The organism is Allobosea sp. 05T438 (assembly GCF_056396025.1).
The window spans coordinates 1-18,939 of record NZ_JBFTKQ010000018.1 but is presented as its reverse complement, the minus strand read 5'-3'; the positions used below and the strand labels follow the sequence as shown (position 1 = coordinate 18,939).

At 66.8% G+C, this 18,939-nt stretch carries 13 protein-coding genes and 2 pseudogenes; 10 read left to right on the top strand and 5 right to left on the bottom strand.

Annotation, left to right across the window (positions count from 1 at the left end; genetic code table 11):
* The 7 genes from AC1DIN_RS24770 to AC1DIN_RS24740 are packed head-to-tail and all read left to right on the top strand — an operon-like array spanning position 1 to position 7,210.
* On the top strand, positions 1 to 1,731 hold the full coding sequence (locus tag AC1DIN_RS24770; RefSeq protein WP_476811681.1) for a hypothetical protein: 1,731 nt from the start codon (positions 1 to 3) through the stop codon (positions 1,729 to 1,731).
* The gene (locus AC1DIN_RS24765; protein ID WP_476811680.1) at positions 1,728 to 2,423 is read left to right on the top strand and encodes a hypothetical protein; all 696 of its coding nucleotides are present in this window, start codon (positions 1,728 to 1,730) and stop codon (positions 2,421 to 2,423) included. The genes AC1DIN_RS24770 and AC1DIN_RS24765 overlap by 4 nt, the downstream gene beginning before the upstream one ends.
* Positions 2,424 to 2,435: 12 nt before the next feature.
* Entirely contained in the window at positions 2,436 to 3,401 is a 966-nt protein-coding gene (locus AC1DIN_RS24760; RefSeq protein ID WP_476811679.1) for a dipeptidase, read from the top strand.
* Positions 3,402 to 3,413: 12 nt separating this feature from the next.
* Positions 3,414 to 4,475 carry an ABC transporter substrate-binding protein gene (locus AC1DIN_RS24755; RefSeq protein ID WP_476811678.1) on the top strand — a complete coding sequence of 354 codons (1,062 nt, stop codon included), beginning with the start codon at positions 3,414 to 3,416 and terminating at the stop codon, positions 4,473 to 4,475.
* Positions 4,460 to 5,350 carry an ABC transporter permease gene (locus tag AC1DIN_RS24750; protein ID WP_441473186.1) on the top strand — a complete coding sequence of 297 codons (891 nt, stop codon included), beginning with the start codon at positions 4,460 to 4,462 and terminating at the stop codon, positions 5,348 to 5,350. Before AC1DIN_RS24755 ends, AC1DIN_RS24750 begins: the two co-directional genes overlap by 16 nt.
* 1 nt (position 5,351) lies before the next feature.
* Complete coding sequence (locus tag AC1DIN_RS24745) at positions 5,352 to 6,140, top strand: ABC transporter permease (protein ID WP_476811677.1); 789 nt, start codon at positions 5,352 to 5,354, stop codon at positions 6,138 to 6,140.
* An 8-nt stretch (positions 6,141 to 6,148) separates the two neighbouring features.
* Positions 6,149 to 7,210 (top strand): ABC transporter ATP-binding protein, encoded by a 1,062-nt coding sequence (locus AC1DIN_RS24740; protein ID WP_476811676.1) that lies wholly within the window; start codon positions 6,149 to 6,151, stop codon positions 7,208 to 7,210.
* A gap of 185 nt (positions 7,211 to 7,395) precedes the next feature.
* On the opposite strand, the gene argC is transcribed toward AC1DIN_RS24740, so the two are convergent.
* From argC to AC1DIN_RS24720, 4 genes are all read right to left on the bottom strand, one after another.
* Positions 7,396 to 8,370, bottom strand: a complete 975-nt coding sequence (gene argC, locus AC1DIN_RS24735) for an N-acetyl-gamma-glutamyl-phosphate reductase (protein ID WP_476811675.1) — start codon at positions 8,368 to 8,370, stop codon at positions 7,396 to 7,398.
* A 387-nt stretch (positions 8,371 to 8,757) separates the two neighbouring features.
* Positions 8,758 to 15,243, bottom strand: a complete 6,486-nt coding sequence (locus AC1DIN_RS24730) for an autotransporter domain-containing protein (protein ID WP_476811674.1) — start codon at positions 15,241 to 15,243, stop codon at positions 8,758 to 8,760.
* Between the two features lie 3 nt (positions 15,244 to 15,246).
* Positions 15,247 to 16,407, bottom strand: coding sequence for a D-alanyl-D-alanine-carboxypeptidase/endopeptidase AmpH (gene ampH / locus AC1DIN_RS24725; protein WP_476811673.1), 1,161 nt, complete (start codon positions 16,405 to 16,407; stop codon positions 15,247 to 15,249).
* 222 nt (positions 16,408 to 16,629) lie between these two features.
* A complete protein-coding gene (locus AC1DIN_RS24720) occupies positions 16,630 to 17,607 on the bottom strand; it encodes a LytTR family transcriptional regulator DNA-binding domain-containing protein (protein ID WP_476811672.1) in 978 nt (325 codons plus the stop codon).
* Here AC1DIN_RS24720 and AC1DIN_RS24715 point away from each other — a divergent pair.
* The 3 genes and pseudogenes from AC1DIN_RS24715 to AC1DIN_RS24705 form a co-directional block, all read left to right on the top strand.
* Positions 17,517 to 18,041, top strand: a pseudogene (locus AC1DIN_RS24715) (transposase); the annotation flags it as partial. The gene AC1DIN_RS24720 and the pseudogene AC1DIN_RS24715 sit on opposite strands and share 91 nt — an antisense overlap.
* Entirely contained in the window at positions 18,004 to 18,174 is a 171-nt protein-coding gene (locus AC1DIN_RS24710) for a transposase (protein WP_476811714.1), read from the top strand. The pseudogene AC1DIN_RS24715 and the gene AC1DIN_RS24710, both read left to right, overlap by 38 nt.
* A 37-nt stretch (positions 18,175 to 18,211) precedes the next feature.
* Positions 18,212 to 18,343: a hypothetical protein gene (locus AC1DIN_RS24705; RefSeq protein ID WP_476811671.1), complete on the top strand. Its 132-nt coding sequence runs from the start codon at positions 18,212 to 18,214 to the stop codon at positions 18,341 to 18,343.
* A 379-nt stretch (positions 18,344 to 18,722) separates the two neighbouring features.
* Here the strand turns inward: AC1DIN_RS24705 and AC1DIN_RS24700 are convergent.
* Positions 18,723 to 18,939 (bottom strand): annotated as a pseudogene (locus tag AC1DIN_RS24700) (ABC transporter substrate-binding protein); the annotation flags it as partial.

Genomic DNA, 18,939 nt, shown 5'->3' with positions numbered 1-18,939 from the left:
ATGACGGTTTCCGCCCTTCTCGCCACGGAAGGCCCGCTGCTGCCGCATGCGCTGATGCGCGGCCCAGAGGAACTGATGCGGCCGGAGCGGCTTGCCGCCATCCAGCCCTCGCGCGTCAGCGCCTCGCGCAACCTGATCGCGCGGGCGTCGCGCGAGCGCTGGACGATCACGCAAAAGGCCTTCGATATCGACGAGAAGGGCCGCGGCCACGCGCGCTATGCGATCGAGGCAGGGTGCTCGCGCTTCTCCTTCCCGATCTTCTCCTTCGAGCCCTCGGCGCGCGAACGCACCGGGCGCATCATCGGCCGCGCCTGGGACATGATGGGCGCCCTTGTCGAAGGTGAGATGTCGGCGGCGGCAATCGCGGCGCTGCAGGGCGAATTGCCGAAGCTCTACGAAGGGCGCGCTACGCCCGACACCCTGACCTGGGCGCGCTCGAACCGCTCGGGACGCCTGTTCGACCTCGCGGTCAATGCCCTGGCCAGGGGCTATCAACCGGCCGTGGAAGCGTTAGGTGGCACCTGCTACCTGATGCGCAACACCGGCATCGACGGCAACGGCACGTTCGGGACCAAGTCCTTCCTGGCCTATGAGAAGGATCACCCCCTGCGCGCCTCGCTTCAGGCGCAGATGCTGACCGCCTATATGATGCGGGTCTTCGCCCTCGATCTGGTCCAGCACTTCGCCCGACTGCACGGGGGAGCGAAAGCGGTCGGCTTCGCGCCGGAGCTCGCCCGCTTCCTCGGCGTCGGCAACGGCTCGGCGCTCGGCCTGATGTTCTTCGTCAACAACCATCCGCGCCTGATCAACCAGTGGCTGACAATCCGCGAGACGGCAATCGCCCATGGCAAACTGGTGCCAGTGGGACTGGACGCAGCGCCGCTGCGGACGCTCGCGGCCCTGCTGGACAAGGCAATTCTGGCGCGCCAGCAGGACCGGTCCGAATACGAGTCCTTCACGCCGAGCCTGCAGGTCGCTGAGGACTTAATCGTCATTCGCCGCGAGCTCGAAGCGCTGATCGGGCGCGTCCAGGCCGGCGAGTCGGAGGCTGCGCCGCTCGTCGCCTTCACGGCCTCGCTGAACGGCCGCGTCCATGACGAAGCCTTCGAGACGCTGCTCTCGCTCGTGATCGAGCTGGTTCCGGATGTCGCCGACAGCCTGTCGGAAACGCTGATCCTCGACGAGGAGCTGACCGGGCGGCCGGAAATGCGGCTCGGGCGGCTACGCGAGATCGTCCGCAGCGACTATCGCTGGGCCTTCGACCTCGACCTCACCTCCGAGCGCTCGCAGCGTTACGTCTGGTACAAATCGCGCACCGCCGAGGAGCCGCGGCGCGGACCGCGCGAGGAAATCGGCGAAGCCCATAATCTCGGCCTCGACCTGCCCCGGCTGATCGTCGCCCTGGATCGCGACCTGCGCGAGGCCAATCCGCAAACCAGCGTCGCCCGCTTCCTGCTCCAGCACCCGGAGCATCGACTCGTCGCGACGCGCGTCCAGGCGCTGGCCGGGCTGCCGTTCCATTCGCCGCATGCCGACATCATGAGCGAGGATTTCGTGCCGGCGCAGATCACCCGCCTGCTGAATGTCGGCATCCACGGCATCGACAAGGCGCGCGACTTCCTCAACCGCAACCTGCGCGGCGTGATCTTCCATGGCGCGCCGACACCGGCCGATCTGGCGGCAGGAACGGCCGATCCCCACTGGTTCTATCCTTCGGAGCCCCGCACATGACGGAGCTGCGCCTCACCCTGCGCGAGATGCGCCTGATCATCGAACGCATGGTCCAGGCGGCAGGCGTCACGCCGGGCCTGCTCTTCGCCGCGCGCGATGCCGCGGTGGTGTCGGCGGTCCTGCCTGTCGCAGGCTTTGCGAACCTCTCAACGGAAATCGCCGCGCTGGCCGCTTCGACCGCAAAGCCCGCGAGGCTGAGCGAAGGCGAAGACGGCGTCCTGCACGTCGATGTCGCCGGCCAGCATCCCTGGCTCGTCGCCGAGGCCCTGCTCGATCTAGCGGTCGAGCGGTTCCGGCTGACGGGGCGTGGCGAGGTTCTGGCACGCGGTGCCGTGAGCCCGCGCGAGTTCGGCGTGGTCAAGGGGCTCGCCGAAAAATATGGCCTGGCCGCAACCTGCTCCGAGACGGCGGGCGGCATGCTCTTGCAAATCCGGCCGCGCCCGGCACAGGCCATAAGTCTGCTCGATCGCATTCGGTACGAAGGCTGCACCGTCGAAGTCGGCCTGTGGTGGCCGCTCTATCACGCCTCGCATGCGGCACTGGCTCCCGATTCCTTCGAGAGCCGCCGCCATGCCGGCACCATCCGCGTCGAGGCCGATGGCCGCATCATCGGCCGCAACGACGAGGACGAGACCGATCTCGCCATGCTCGCCGCCGATCCCTCGCGGCTGCACCCCGCTTCCATCCCGTAAAGGTTCAAACCGATGCTGATTGACGGCTTGCAATGCGGCTTCTATGGCCGCGACGTGTTCGAGGAGCTGAAGGCGGGCGGCTTCACTTGCGTCACGCCGACGCTGGGCTTCTGGGAAGGTGCGATCGAATCCTTCGACGCGATCGGCAAATGGCGCGACATGGCGCGCGCCAACAGCGACCTCGTCACCATCGCGCTCAAGACCGACGACATCCTCGCAGCCAATCGCGACGGCAAGACCGCGCTGCTGCTCGGCTATCAGAACACCAACCTGCTCGACGGCCGCATCCGCTATGTCGAGCTCTTCGCCGATCTCGGCGTGCGCGTCCTGCAACTGACCTACAATAACCAGAACGATATCGGCTCGAGCTGCTACGAGGCGATCGACCCCGGCCTCTCCCGCTTCGGCCGCGAGGTCGTGCGCGAGATGAACCAGTGCGGCATGCTGGTCGATTGCTCGCATGTCGGCGACCGGACGACACTCGACGCCATCGAATGCTCGCATAAGCCGATCGCGATTACCCACGCCAACCCTTCGTCGGTCTTCCCGCACAAGCGCAACAAAAGCGACGAGGTGATCAAGGCCCTCGCCGCGAAGGGCGGCATGATCGGCTGCGCCGCCTATCGCAACATCACGCCGGTCGAGGCCTGCGATCGCGTCGACGCCTGGGCCGAAATGGTGGCGCGGACCGTCGACATCGCCGGCATCGACCATGTCGGCCTCGGCACCGATTTCAGCCACCACACCAGCCAGACCTATCTCGATTGGATGCGCAAGGGGCGCTGGACGCGGACAGCCCAGTACGGCGCGGGCTCCGCGACGAATACCGCTCCGAGCGAGAAACCGGCCTGGCTCAAGAAGATCAGCGGCCTCGCCGCCGTGGCGCCGGCGCTGGCGAAACAAGGCTTCAACCCGGAAGAAGTCGACAAAATCACCTCCGGGAATTGGCTGCGGGTCTATCGCACGGTGTTCGGCTGATAGGAGAGAACCATGAGCGGCGACTACGCTTCGAGCCTACGGCTCTCACGACGGAAACTGCTCGTCGCCGCCGGCGCGGGCAGCTTGTCCATGCCCTTCGTCCATCGCGCCCGGGCGGCGGAAGCGATCTATGTCAACACTTGGGGCGGCCCCTGGGAGGAGGCGGCGCGCGCCGTGCTCTTCGATCCCTTCACGCAGGCGACGGGGATTGAGATCAAGACGATCGCCCCGGTCTCCTTCGCCAAGCTCGCGGCGCAGGTGCGCACCGGCGTCTATGAGTTCGACGTGACGACGCTCGGCGTCTCGGAACTCGCCCGCGCCAATCACGCCAATCTTCTCGACAAATATGACGAGAGCAAAATCCCGGCCGCATCGCTCTGGTCGGGCGCGGTGACGCTCAACGGCGTCAATTCGCACGCCTTCGCCAACATCATCGCCTATCGCAAGGACAAGTTCCCCACAGGCGGCCCGAAGAACTGGGCCGAGTTCTGGGACACGAACAGGTTTCCGGGCTCGCGCTGCCTGCAGAACTACCCTGCCCGCGTCCTCGCCTTCGCCCTGATGGCCGACGGCGTCGCCCCGGCCGATCTCTTCCCCTACGACCTCGACCGCGCCTTCAAATCCCTCGACCGAATCAAGAAGGATGTCCGCGTCTGGTGGAGCCAAAGCCCGCAATCCCAGCAATTGCTGCGGGACGGCGAGATCGAGCTGATCGGCATGTGGAACACCAGCGCCCAGCAGCTCATCGACCAGAAGGTGCCGATCGCGCTGAACTACGACCAGGCGGTGATCGACGTCGCGGCCTGGGTCGTCGCACGCGGCACGCCGCGGACGCGCAATGCCTGGCGCTTCATCGAGTTCGCCGTGCAGCCGGAGCGGCTGGCGCAGTTCGCCCAGCGCAACAATTACGGCCCGATGAACCCGGCCTCGTTCAAGAGTCTGCCGCCGGATGTGGTCGCGCGCATGCCGACTTCGCCGGAAAATCTGGCCAAGGCCGTCGTCCTGAACGCCGAAAAGCTCGGCCCGCAATTCGACATCATGGCGAAGCGTTTCGAGCAATGGCTGTCGAGCTGACGCGCCCCGCACTCGCGGCCGAGGCTTCCGCGCTCCCTGCGCGGGCGCCTCTGGCTGCGCTCCTGCGCCCGCCCTTCATCCTCTATGTGCCGGCAGCGCTGTTCCTCACCGCCTTCTTTCTCGTCCCGCTCGGCCTCGTCGTCTGGACGAGCGTCAGCGACCCGGAATTCGGCTTCGGCAACTACACCACATTCTTCGCCTCGCGCTACGACCTCGCCGTGCTGGCGCGGACCTTCCAGACCGCCTTCGTGGTCACGCTCGCGAGCCTCGTCTTCGCCTACCCGATCGCCTACGTCGCGGCCCGGCGCGGCGGCGCCGTCGGCGGCTTCCTGCTCGGCGTCGTGGCACTCAGCTTCTGGACCAGCTTCCTGGTGCGGACCTATGCCTGGATGGTGATCCTCGGAGCCAAGGGGCCGGTCGTCGGGCTCTTGACGGCGCTAGGCGTCAGCCCGCCCCCTCGCCTGCTCTTCACCACCTTCGCCGCCACCTTCGCGATGGCGCATATGCTCGTGCCCTTCATGGTGCTCGCGCTCTATGCCGTGATGAAGCGGATCGACGAGAGCTACATGCGCGCCGCTGCAAGCCTCGGCGCCCGGCCCCTGCGAGCCTTCCTCACGGTCTATTTCCCGCAGAGCCTGCCCGGCGTGGTCAACGGCGCGACACTCGTCTTCATAACCTGCCTCGGCTTCTACGTGACGCCGACCCTGATCGGCAGCCCGCAGGACAAGATGATCGCCGGACGGATCGGGCAGGAGATCGAGCAATTGCTCGATTTCGGCGCGGCCTCGGCGACCTCGATGATCCTGCTCGCCGCCGCGCTCGCGCTGTTTGCGCTTTACGATCGCTTTTTCGGCATCGACAGGATGTGGAGGTAGCATGTCCCGCTCCACGATCGTCCTGGCGGTTCTGATCGCGATCCTGCTCGCGGGGCCGATGTTCATCGTTGTGCCGATGTCGTTCAGCACGGCGCCCTCACTCGAATTCCCGCCGCCGGGCTTCTGGCTCGGCTATTACCGGCGCTTCTTCTCCGATCCGAACTGGACCGGGCCGCTGTTCAACAGCTTCGCCATCGGCTTCGGGACCATGGTGCTGGCGATGCTCTTCGGGGCGCCCGCCTCCTTCGCGCTGATGCGGCATCGTTTTCGATTCCGCGGCGTCTTCCGGATGCTCGTGCTGTCGCCACTGATCGTCCCGCATATCGTGATGGCGCTCGGCTACTACAGCTATTTCGGCTCGCTCGGACTGGTGCAGAGCATGACCGGAGTCATCCTCGCCCACACCTGCCTGACCATCCCCGTGGTGGTGCTGACGCTGACCTCGGCACTCGCCAATTTCGACCGCCGGGTCGAGAATGCGGCCGCCGGTCTGGGCGCGCGCCCGCTCACCACCTTCCGGCTGGTGACCTTCCCGATCCTGCGCCCGGCCTTCCTGGTCGCGGCCTTGTTCGCCTTCATCCATTCCTTCGACGAGACCGTGATCGCGATCTTCATCTCGGGCCGCGACAGCGCGACCCTGCCGCGGCAGATGTTCAACAGCTTCCAGATGGAGGCGGACCCGGCGATCTCCGCCGCCTCCTCGCTGCTGCTCGCCGCCGTGCTCGTCGTCATCGGCGCGCGCTGGGCCGCGCGCCTCGTCAAACCGCAGCCTGCCCGCGCGAAAGCCTAGGACAGATCATGAAGAACGCCCGCGCCCTCTCCCTGCGTGCCCTGTCGAAGAGCTACCTTGCCGGCCAGAACGCCGTCGACAGCATCGATCTGGAAATCAAGCCCGGCGAGTTCGTCTCCTTCCTCGGCCCGTCCGGCTCCGGCAAGACGACGACGCTGATGATGATTGCCGGCTTCGCCAAGCCGAGCAGCGGCGAGATCGCGATCGGCGGGCGCAAGATCGGCAGCGTCGAGCCCTATGATCGCAATATTGGCATGGTTTTCCAGAACTACGCCCTGTTTCCCCATATGAGCGTCACCGACAATGTCGGCTTTCCCTTGCGGATGCGCCATGTCCCGAAAGCACAGGCCGCGAAACGCGTCACGGAGGCGCTCGCGATGGTCGGCCTCGCCGATTTCTCCGGCCGCAAGCCGGCCGAGCTCTCCGGCGGGCAGCAGCAGCGCGTCGCGCTGGCGCGGGCGCTCGTCTTCGAGCCTGATGTCGTGCTGCTCGACGAGCCGCTCGGCGCACTCGACAAGGCGCTGCGCGAGCAGATGCAGATCGAGCTAAAGCGCATCCATCGCGAGCTCGGAGTGACCATGGTCTATGTCACGCATGACCAGGGCGAGGCGATGGCGATGTCGGACCGCATCGCGGTGTTCAACCGCGGGCGGATCGAGCAGGTCGGTAGCCCGGCCGAGGTCTATGCCAGGCCGCAGACGCGCTTCGTCGCATCGTTCATCGGCGACAGCAATCTCATCGGAGGCGTTGTTGCCCGCGACGGAATTGTCGAGCTGGCCTGCTTCGGTCCGGTCGCGACCGGCCGCAGCGATCTCGCCGCGGGCTCACCGGTTGACGTGCTCGTGCGGCCCGAGATCATTCGGCTCTCCAAGGGAGGCGCGCTATCTGATGGCTTCGCTTTCACCGTCGACGAGATCGTGAATTACGGGGACAGCTTTCTGATCATCGGCAAGAGTGGTGGACAGGAGCTGCGCGCCCGCGTGCCAGGCCTAGATATGCCCGCGCTCTCCCGGGGGGAGCGTTGCGGTATCAGTTGGCCCAAAGAGCGTGTGCACGTCGTTCCAAGATGATCTCAGTCCGGCAGAGCCCGGAGACCGACGCCTGAGGTCATTCTGAAGCTATCCGATACGCACCAGTTCCGGACATTGGCCAACAGCCGGAAAGCGGATGTTGGCGGGCGCTCGCCATCGCCGTCTGCTGGCGGCCTTAGCGGACCCTCGAAGCGGATTGATCAGCTGTTGAAGCTCCGACCTCATCATGGCCAGACAGGTATGCCGTCCAGCCCCGTGGTTTCTGGCAGGCCGCAGATCAGGTTCGCATTCTGTACCGCCTGACCTGCCGCTCCCTTGCCGAGATTGTCGACCACGCCCATCGCGATCACCAGGTTGCGCTCCGGATCGGCCGCATAACTGACGAACGCGAGGTTCGAGCCGGTCGCCCATTTGGTCTGCGGTGGCTTTTCGGTCACGCGGACGAACGCCCGCCCGGCGTAAAAGTGCCGGGCCGCTTCCAAGCACTGGCCCGTGGTGGCGCGGCCGCGGCAGTAAATGGTGGCGAGTATGCCGCGGGTCATCGGCACCAAGTGTGGTGTAAACACCAGCCCGGCCGCGCTGCCGTCACTCAACCGCTCGATCGTCTTGGCAATCTCGGGCATGTGGACGTGCTTAAGCAGGCCGTAGGGCATCAAGTTCTCGTTGCTCTCAGCGTAGCCGAACTTGCTGTCGCCGCCCCGGCCGGCACGAGAGATGCCCGTCTTGACGTCGATCACGATGTTGCTGGGCTCGATCAGCTTGTTGACCAGCAGCGGCGCCAGCGCGTTCAGCGTCGCTGCAGGGAAGCAGCCGGGGTTGGCTATGCGGGTCTGACCGCCGATCTGGGCGGGCCAGACGTCGGCGAGGCCGTACGCCCAACCCTCGACGTAGCGGTGGTCGCCGCCGATATCGACGATCTTCACGCTCTTGGGGACGCGCGCCAGCGCCTCGGCCGAGGTGCCCGTGGGAAGCGACGCGAACAGTACGTCGAGCTTCGGCAAAGTCACAGGGTCCCACTTCTCGATCACCAGTTCGGCCAGCTTGGCCGGCACACCGGGGAAGCGATCCACTAGCCGGCTGCCGGCGCTGCTCTCGCCCGCAGCGTAGACCAGTTCGTAAGACGGGTGGCTCGCGATCAAGCGCATCGCTTCGCCGCCGCCGAAGCCACTGATTCCGACAATGCCGACGCGAATGCTCATGGTGATGTCCTTCTGAGTTTGGGCAAAAGAAAACCCCCGGAGCCGAGGGCTGCGGAGGTTCAGGAACGCGGGCCGGGGCCGCTTCGGCGGATGAAATCTACGGTGAGGCAGTCATCATGCGGAAGGACGCTGATCGGCGCGCAGCCCGAGGAGCCGCCGCTTGTGTGAAGCAGCGTCGGCGTCGGTCACAGAGGTTCTGGTTCCTGAGCATGTCCTGTGACACTGTCGCTACACCACAGCCATCGTCAACAGGAATGTGGGCTGAAAGCTGAAGCAGCCAACTGCACATGGCCTACGGCGTGACGGTCTCCGCCGCGCCATCAGCAGAAACTCAATTGATGCTATGACGTGGATATTCGCGGCGGGTCGCAGGACCCACGGATGGTATCAGAACTTCACTGCGAGTCGGGCATTGAAGGCATGATCGGTCGCGCGCGACGCGAGCTGCCCGTCATAGGACAGTCCGATTTCGGCTTCCGGTGAAAGATTCAGCGTGAGGCCGGTGCTGACGACCAACGCGTCGCGGGCGATCGGAGTGCCTGCGATCGAGAACGGCGCGCCGCCGGAGAAGGCCTGGAGCGAGAAGGGGGTAACGTCGCCCGCCGCGTGCCGCCAGCCGAGCGTGCCGCTGATCCGCGCGACGCTGCTGCCGAGATCGAAGCTCATCTGAGCGCGCAGCCCGAGCGTGGCGAAGGCGACGGCCGTGGTCTGCGCCCTGGCGGTGAGCGCCGCGACGCCGCCTGTCTCGGTGAAGCCGGCGCTGCGGAGGTTGACATAGGCGAGATTGGCGAAGGGCTCGAAGGTGGCCCGCCCCAGGTCGAAACGATAAGCGATCTCACCGAAAGCCTGGAGGCTGCGGGCGTCGTAGTCGGAGCGCAGCTCTTCGCCGAAGCCGAAGAATGCGGTGCTGCGCCGGGTGTCCAGCTCATGCCAGGCATAGGTGAGCCCGCCACTCAAGCGGAAGCGGTCGAGTTCGGTTCCGCCATAGAGGCCGATATGGTAATTGTCCGCCTCACCGCGGGAGCGGCGCCGAGCGACCTCGAAGGTCGAGCGCGAGTAGCCCGCCACGACGCCCAGCCGCGCCTCCGACGCTACCGGAATGTCGAAACCGGCAAGGAGGCCGCCGCTCGAGCGTGTGAGGGAGGCGGCGTTGCCGTCGCCACGTGTCTGGCCCCAGGAGCCGAAGCCACGCGCCCACAAGGCAAACCCCTCGCTCGCCCCCGCCGCGACCGCCCCGTGGCTGGAGGCATAGGCCAGTGTCGCGATCCGCGGCGCGCCAATTCCGTCGAAGGCGGCGCGGATCCGGTCCGACACCGCATTGCGCACTGCCTGGCTGCCCTCGATCAGCACGGTCTTGGCCGAGGCATGGATCTCGCCCGACAGGCTGTCATAGGCGCGCCGGGCCTCTCCCTCGTCGCGCAGTTGCGTGAAGCTCAGCCATAACGGGTGGGCATCACCCAGCCTTTCCAATCCGAGGGCCGTCTGGCCCTGGTTGCGCGTTTGCGCGATCGCGGCGAACGGCAGGTCGTTACGCAGCAGGGTCAGCCGGACATTGTTGGTGTCGTATTCCAGCCTCGGATCGAGGAAGAGGAAGTTGGAGCTGACGTCGTCGAAGCGGCCCTCGACGCCCTGACCGGCCGTCAGGATGGTGTAGCGCTGGTTCGCCCAGTAAGGCCCGTCCTCGCCGATATGGACCACCGAGCCGCCCGAGAGGCGCGCCTTGCCGCTGGCACGGATCAGGTCGCTCGACGAGCCGCCCGGACTGACCTCGACCGCATAGGTCGCGCCATGCTCGAAGCGGATGTCGCCGGAGACGGTGAGCGTGCCGATCGAATTGCCCGGGGCGATGGTCGCACCGGCATGGATCGTGGTCGGCCCGACGGTACCGTTGCCTTGCAACCGGCCGCCGGACAGGACATCGAGCTCGCCGCCGAGCGCGCCGTTGACGATGAGCGTGCCGGCGGACACCGTGGTCGAGCCGGAGAAGCCGGAGCTGTCGCCGGTCAAGGCAAGGGCTCCGCCGCCGGCCTTGGTGAAGCTGCCGGTGCCGGACAACACGCCCGCCAGGCTGGCATCGTTTCGCTGGTTGAAGACGACCGCGCCGCTATTGGCGATATCGCCGGAGATCGATGCGGCGTCGCCGATCAAGGTGCCGGCGGTAACAAACGTGTTGCGATAAGAGTTCGTTCCGCTCAGCGTCAGCGTGCCCGCGCCGGCCTTGATCAGATCGCGATAACCGTAGACGCCACCTGTCAGCGTTGCATCGTGGCCGTTGGTGTCGACCGTGCCGTTGCCGATCAGCAGCATGGGGCGATCGGTATTGAACGAGGCACCGAACCGCAGCGCTCCCCCCAGGAAGGTAACGGCCGTTCCGCCGGCGCCCAGATTGGCGTCGTGCGAGACCTGCAGGGTTCCGGCCTCGATCAAGGTGCCGCCGGAATAGGAGTTCGTGCCGGTCAGGCTCGTCATCCCGGAGCCGGACTGAAGGACGATGCCGGCGCCGGAGATGGCGCCACCGAAACTGTACAGGTTCGAGCGGTTGAAGCGCAGCACAGCGTCGTTTGAGACGTCGCCGGCGAGTTCGCCCGTCGTGCCGCCATCGCCGATCTGGAGCGTGCCGGCCGCGATCGTCGTGCCTCCGGCATGGCCAGCGCTGCCGGTCAAGGTCAGCGTTCCCCAACCCTCCTTGACCAGGTTGCCGCCACCGCTGGTCGAGCCGCCGAGGACGAAACGCGTGCCGGCAGCGGTCTCGATCGTGCCGGTGCCGGCAAGCGTGACCGAGCGGCCGCTGGTGATGTCGGCCAGCGTCATCAGGCGGCCGCCGCCGTCGAAGGCGATGGCGGAAGCAGCGCTGCCGAGATTGGCGTCGGCGACGATGGCGAGCGTGCCGTCGCGGATCACCGTGCCGCCGGAATAGCTGTTCGTGCCGGTCAGCAGCAATGCGCCGGGGCCATCCTTCAGCAGGCGCCCCGCGCCGGTGATGGTTCCGGCATGGAGGCTGTCCTGCGCCTGATTGACGGTGAGGTCAGCGCCGCCCAGCGCGATCTCGCCGCCGGTGCTCGCCAGGAAGGCCATCGAGAGATCATGGCCGGCGAGGTCGAGCTTGCCGCCGGTCAGCATCCAGTCGGTCATGGTCGGCAGGGCACCGGCGCTGCCAGCCCTGATCGTGCCGGCAGTGAGCAGGGTGCCGCCCGTCCAGCTGTTGGTGCCGGTGAGGAGAAGCGTGCCGTCACCCCATTTGATCAGCCCGCCGGCGCCGCTGACCGGGCCGGACAAAGTCAATGTGGTGCCGGCATCCGTCTCGATCGCGCCGGTGCCGCGCAGCGTGACGTTGCGGGTGGAGAGGATGTTCGACGTCGTGCGCAACGCACCGCTGTCGAATGTCAGCCCGCCGCTGGCCGCGCCGAGATTGGCGTCGGCCGAAACCTGCAACTTGCCACCCGAGATGATCGTGCCGCCGCTGTAGCTGTTCGCGCCGCCGAGGATGAGCGTGCCGTCGCCGGTCTTCTCGAAACCGGCCGTGCCGGTGAGCGTTGCGTCGATCCGGGCCGTCTCGCCGTCGAGCACCCTGATTTCCGGCGTGGTGATGGTGATGCCGCCGCCGCTATAGCCATGCAGGTCGAGGCTGTCGCCGGTCAGCGTGTAGCTGCCGCCGGCAAATTGCAGCCCGACGGCGCCAAGCGCACCGTTGACGCTGTCGAGCGTGACGGCGCCCCCCGGGCCCCGGAACACGCCATAGCCGCTGCCCCATTGCGTCGGCGTTGCGCCGCCGAGGTCCAGCCAGTTCTGATCGGTGGCAGTCCAGCTCCCACTGGCGCCACCGGCCGATGTCGTGCCCCAGAGCTGCAGGATGTTGACGCCATTGGCGCCGACGAGCACGTCGACCTTGCCGCTTTGCGAGGTGTCGACGCTGTAATTGTAAGCGAACGGCCCGGTGTTGGGCACCGTCCCGACGGGGAGGCCAGCACCGGACAGAGTTCCCGTATAGGTGAAGGCGCGGTGATAGCCGAGCGCGGGCTGAGATCTGCTGGCGAGATTCAACGTCCCGCCATTGAGGGCCAGGTTGCCGTTGACGCGCGTCGTCGCCGAGCCGACGGCTGACGATCCGTAGCCATGCAGCCGGTAGTCGTAAGCGCTGCCGGAATTGAGCGTGAGCGTGCCATCGACGATGAGGCCGGCAGCATCCGAAGGCCGGAGGGTGCCGCCGCCATTGACGGTCACGTCGCCGTCGATCGTGAGCGCGTTCCAGCCGGAAGGCGCGAGCGTGCCGCCGTTGTTGACGGTCGTCGCGCCGATGTTGCCACCGCCTTCGACCCGGCCGCCGCCATCGATGCTGACGGTGCCGCCGAGCCGTGCGCTGTCTGCCATCCGAAGCGTGCTGCCGGCGATTGTTGTCGGCCCTGAGAACCCCCCGCTATCGGCCGTGAGGATCGTCGTGCCGGCGCGGAAGTCGATCGCGCCTGCGCCCGATACCGCTTTGGTGAATGTGTAGCCGCTGGAGGTGTGGTTGAAGACCAGCCTGCCGGTGCCGGCACCGAACTGGATGTCGCTGGCGAGTGTCCCAGGTGCGCTGGCGGCCTGCCCGGCAGCCGCGCCGATATTGATGGTGCCGACGCTGCCCAGGGTCTTGGCGACCTCGATGTTACGGCCCCCGCCAGCGCCGGCTCGGCCGCCGTCGGCGACGGTAAGTTCGGCACTGCCGAGGTTCGCAATCGTAAGCGTATCTGCCGTCAGGCTCGACGTGGCCCCGGACACCAGGGCCGATGCCGTGCCACCATCGCCGAGCACGAGGCTGCCGGCTCCCAGATGCGAGCCGTTGCCCCTGATGCTGATCGTGCCGGCCCCGCCGATCGCCGTTCCGGCCCTGATCGAGCCGGCGAGAACGGCGCCTCCGTCGGCGACCGTCAGGCCGCCCTGGCCTTGATTGCCAACGACAAGCGGACCGTCGACGGTCCATTTCGCTCCAGCCCCCGTGACCGAGACGGCCGCGGTCGAACCCGCGCCGTTTGCGATCTGAGCATTCGTCGCCGTGAGCTGCGCTCCAGCCGCGAAGGCGAGCGCTCCGGCGTTGATAGCCATGTCGCCGCGAAAGGCCGTCGCAGCACCCGACAGGGTCCAGGTGCTCGCGCCGCCCTTGTTGAAATCCGAGAAGCCCAGATATTGCGAACCCAGCCCGCTGAGATCGAAGCTCGCATTCGTCGCGCCGCCGAGAATGAGCGTCGCATTGCTGCCTCCGATTACCTTGCCGACCAGATCGTATCCCGCCTGCAACTCGACCGAGTTGCCGCTGCCGTTGAGGGCAATCGCCGCGCCTTGCGAGCCGGGAACAAAGCCCTGGCTGTCGCCGCCGCGCACCTCTCCGGCGATAATCAGGGATGTCCCGCCGCGCAGCACCTCGATGCCCGAGCCGCCATCGCCTCCGCGGCCCGCGGATGATTGCTCGCCGAGCCCGCCGCGTCCGCCCGACACTTGCGCGCCGTTCTGGACCGTAACGTTGGCCGGGCCGTCGACGAAAATGCCTGCACCTCCGCCGCCGCCGAACCACGCACCGTTGACATCGCCACCGCCGCCGCCGGCCGCAGTTCCGCCCACGGTGATGGTCGCGGGCCCGGCTACACGAATGCCGTCGCCTCCCCAGCCGGGCGAAGCAAGATAGCCGGCCCTGCCACCCTTGCCGCCCAATGCATGGCTATCCGACGACAGCGAGATGATCGTGCTGCCGCCGCTTGTCGCGACGACCTCGATGCCGGCCCCGCCACGGCCGCCGTTGCCGCTCGTTCCGAAATTGCCGCGAGCGCCATCCGTCATGCCGCTATAGCCGTAGCTCGAGCCGCCATTGCCCCCGCCTCCGAGGCCGCCGCCGTCTCCGCCGTTGCCGCCCTGAGCGGTCGTCGCAAAAAGGCTGATCTGCCGGCCGTAGAGCGAGAGCAGACCGGCGCCGCCGGCACCACCGTCTCCGGCGGAGCCGCCGGGTCCGCCATCGCCCGGATACATGCGGATCGGCACACAGCCCCGACCTCCCGGAAGGCAGGTTTGCGACACATAGGCCCCCGAGCCCGATCCTCCGTCGCCGCCGTCTCCGCCTCGGCCACCATTGCCGCCCTGCAGAGTCGCATTCGTGGTCGTCACGACAAGGTTGGGCGGTGGGACCCAGTGAAACCCGACCGGCGAAGGGCTGAAGACGAGCTCCTGACCCGGCAAAGACAACCCCGCGGCACCGCCGCCGCCGCCGCCGCCACCGCCTCCACCAGCGCCCCCATGTCCGATGAAGGGGTCTCTGTAGGAGTTGCCGCCGTTCGCTCCGGTTCCGCCATTGCCGCCATTGCCGCCGACCAGGTTGATCGTCTGGCTTGCCGTCAGCAATGCCCCGTAGAAATCGAGACCGACGGCTCCCCCGCCACCGCCGCCGCCACTGCCGCCATCATGTCCCGGGGCGCCGGCAGCGCCATGCGAGGGCGAGCCTCCTGCCGATCCGGATTGCCCGACATGGCCGAGATATCCAGGTGGAATCGACTGGAGTACGGATGAATTGCCGCTGATGTCGCCGCCATCGCCGCCACCATGGCCGGCCACGCCGCTGCCACCCTTGCCGCCTGTGGATCCGCCGCTCGGCCGGGCATTGGCCCCGCCCCCTCCGCCACCACCACCGCCGGAATATTCGCCACCGAGGCTACCTGCCTGTCCCGTGGTGGGGCGACTGATGCCGTGGGCACCGCCGACTCCTCCCTTTCCGCTGACTTGCCCCCAGGCGGGCAGCGCCAGCACGAGCGGCCCGCAGTAAGCGGCTGTTCCGGCCAGAGCGAGCCAGACGCGCAGCATTGCGGTCGAGCAGGCGAGGTGGCTCGATCCGCGGACGGGACGGGACGCGGCCATCGTCTACGGGTTCGCCGGGGCCAGTTCCGCCGCCAGATCGCGGACAGCGGTCCTCAGCCCTTCGAACATGGCGAAATCGACCTTGCTCGCGACGACGAAGATGCCGAGCCTGCGATTGGGCGAGAGCACGACATAGCTCATGAAGCCGCCGATTCCGCCGCTTTTGCCGAGGAGGAGAGGCACCCTGTCCTTCGGCCGGCTGACGATCCAGCCAAGCCCCATCCCCTCAGAGTCCGTCGCCTCGACGCCGACCAGGCGGGAGAGCCCATCATGCGGTCGCCAGAGCGCATGCGCGAGCGTCCGTGCCGGCCGCCCGGCCGCATCGTCGGCAAGATGCCAGCGCATCCACCTCACCATGTCTTCGGCGGTGGTGTAGATGCCCGCGCTGGCCTGCATCACCTCGCTCGCCTCCCAGTTCGGGTCGGGCTTTCCGAACGGGTCGAGCCCGGTCATCAGCCGAGGCTTCTGTGCCTCCGAGAGGCGCAAGGTCGTATCTGCCATCCCGAGCGGCTTGGTGATGCGCTCGCCGACCAGTTCCGCGAACGGCTTTCCGCCGGCCTTGCCAAGCGCCTCGCTGAGAAGGCCGAAGCCGAAATTCGAGTAGATTGCAGTCGTGCCCGGCCGATAGGCGGGCCGATGGCTCGACATCCAATCCCAGTAATACGAGGCCTTGTAGGCCGCGAACGGGTTCTTCTCGTCAGGCGGTGCCGCCGGATCGGGCATCTCGCGCGGCAGGCCGGCCGAATGCGTCGCAAGGTCGAGCAGCGTGACCGGCCTGTCTTCGAAAGCCAGCGGCGTCTTGCCCGGTGGAGCATAGCCGGCAAGCGGCGCATCGAGCGAAACCTGTCCGGTCGCCGCCATGGCGGCGAGCACATCGGTCGCGAAAACCTTCGAGACCGAGCCGACGCGGACGATCGAACGGCCGTCCGGCTCCCTGCCGCTGCCCGGAGCGATCTCGCCATATCCCGCAATGAAGCTGTCCTCGCCGCGGACGACGGCGAGGATCAGGCCAGGGGCGCGCGCATTGAGGAACATTCCGACGCCGGCCATCGACGCCGCATCGCGTAGCGCGAGATCGTCGGCTTCCGCCCGCTGCGCGCGCGCGGTCGATGCGATCGCAAACAGGGAGCAAAGCAAGAGCCGTGCGATTTTGCGCGCCGGCATGGATCTCGGTTTCGGTTCGTCGAAGCGAGGCGGGCGGCGAAAAGGCATAGGCGGGGCGGGTCCGTCGAACGATGTCCGCATTGAGATCACCCGCCCGCCGGGCGGCAAGCCCTGTTCGACGAACGGACATGCGGGTTCGACGAACGACGCTCCGAGCCGAGCTCATCGTGAGGAATCGGTTAAATGACCGAATATGGAGACCCCGCGAATCGGCCGCGGCTCTCAGACGCCGAGGCGCTTTCGCAGCTCCTGCCGATATTGTCGTGAGACCGGCCAGCCCTCGGCCACGCGGTTGAGGCCAACGGTCCAGCGATCGCCCGCGCGTCGGTCGAGGCCGTTGACATGCTGCAGGTTGACGATCGCCGTGCGATGGATGCGCAGGAACGACGCCGAGGGCAGCATGCCCGTCCACAGCGCGAGGGGGCGCAGATCCAGCACGGCCGAACCGTCGTGCAGCCAGACCTTCACATAATCACGCGCAGACCGGACGCCGAGGATGGTTTGCGGCTCGACCCCGATGGTCTGCCCCGGTCGGCGCAGATAGATCAGCGGGACGAACGGTCTCGAAGTACCGGCAAGGGAGCGCCCGTCCTGGAAGGGACCATAGCGCGCCAGCGCAATCAGCTCGGCGCACTGAAAGAGCGCCTTGATATCGGCGGGCGGCCAGCGCCGGATCGTGGTGGTCGCATCGAATCCAATGCAGGCGCGCAATCGCCCCTCGTGAAAGACCGGCACGCTGAGGACGCTCTTGTCGTTTTGCCTGAGCATCTCGACCTGGAGCGCGCGGGCCGGGCGAGGCAGGTCGGCGACGCGGTTGATCATCACCGCCCGGCCCTTCACCAGAAACTGGTGGAGCCAGGCGATCATCGTCACGGGCGTATTCTGCAGATCCTCGACGAATGACCGGACGCCTTGCCTGCTCCACTCGTGCGTGTTGCGGAAACGGAGCAACTCGGCATCATACTCGAACATCCAGGCCCGATCCGCTGCGGCGAGCTCGCCGATCTCGGCTAGCGCTGCGGTGATCGCAATGTCGATCGGCTCCCGAAACAGCCACCGGGCCATGTGATAAGGCCAGCTCGGCACCGTCCCGTCGCCGCTTCCGGCTGATGGATAGACTTCGTAGACGGCGTCGACCGCGGGAGCCGGATACTCCATGCTGGAAAGAACCTCCTGCTGTCGGCCACCAAGTCTACTCACGGCCTATCCTACAGAAAATCAACACTCACCGGATTGCTGAATGGGTGTGGTCATTTCCTTTGAGGAGGAAACGCCGCGATCTTCGTCAGCGTACGCAGCTCATGAACAGGGTCCGTGGGCTCCTGGCCGAGTTCGGCATCGATGTCCCGAAGGGGATCACCGACGCCCTGGCCTTCGTGCGACGCGCAGTCGCCGGCGGGGCGCACGAGGTTCCCGATCTCGCCGCCAAGGTGATTGGCACCTTGGCCGAGCAAGCGATCGAGGCTCAGGACCGCATCCGCCAGCTCGAACGAGACTTGCTGGCCCGGTACCGCTCGAACGATCTCGCGCGGCGCATTGCCACCGTTCCGGGCGTGGGCCTGCTCGGAGCGAGCGCGTTGGCGGCCACTGTGACCGATCCGACCCAGTTCCGCTCCGGGCGCCAGTTCGCGAGCGGCCTGGCTGGGACTGACGCCGCTCAGCAACTCCAACGGCGGCAAGGAGCGCCTCGGCCGCATCTCCAAAAATGGGCGATCAGTACCTGTGGCGCCTTCTGGTCACTGGCATGACGTCGCTCGTAAGACGTAACAAGTATCACCCCGAGGCAGGGGATTCTCGCGTAAACGTGCTGCTCGCCCGCAAGCAGATTCGGCTCGTCACCGTCGCCCTGGCGAACCGGGCGGCACGGGCGATCTGGGCCATCATGGTTCGCGGCGAGATTTACCGCATGCCGGCGCTCGGCTCGGCAGCAACCTGAGAGTCAGCCTCCAAAACTGCGCGCAATCCGCGCGAAGGAGGTTGCGAGGACCATGTGAAATGATGGCGCACCGTTCAAACTGGGGATGAGGACAACCCGCCGAATGTCGAAGGCGTCAAAGCCCGCAAAGCAGAATGGGACCTTATCCGCGGAAACCATCAGGGCCAGCGGTCGATGACCGCGCGAACAGGCCGGACACAAGGCTGCACCCGACCAGCACGCCAGACCGTCACAAACCCTTGCAACGCGGGATCCATCCACACAGGACCTTCGCGCGGGGGCACGCACTTGGTCTTGCAACGCCGTAACTCGAACCGCAACGTCACCCGCCGCGAGAGGCGCACCGGGAGAAATCCCGCGGCGACACCGGTCTTTTGTCTTAGCGTTTGATCGCCGGACAGGCGCTTTCACTCAGGGGGCGGAAAGCCTGGTCGCCCGGAAGCGTGACGACGAGATCGTAGAGATCCCATTCGCTTTTCGCTTCCGATGGCTGCTTGGCGCGGAAGACATAGAAATCATGGACCATGCGACCGTCCACACGCAGCTTGGCGTTGCGGACGACGTCGTCCTCGATCGGCAATTCGCGCATCTTGGCG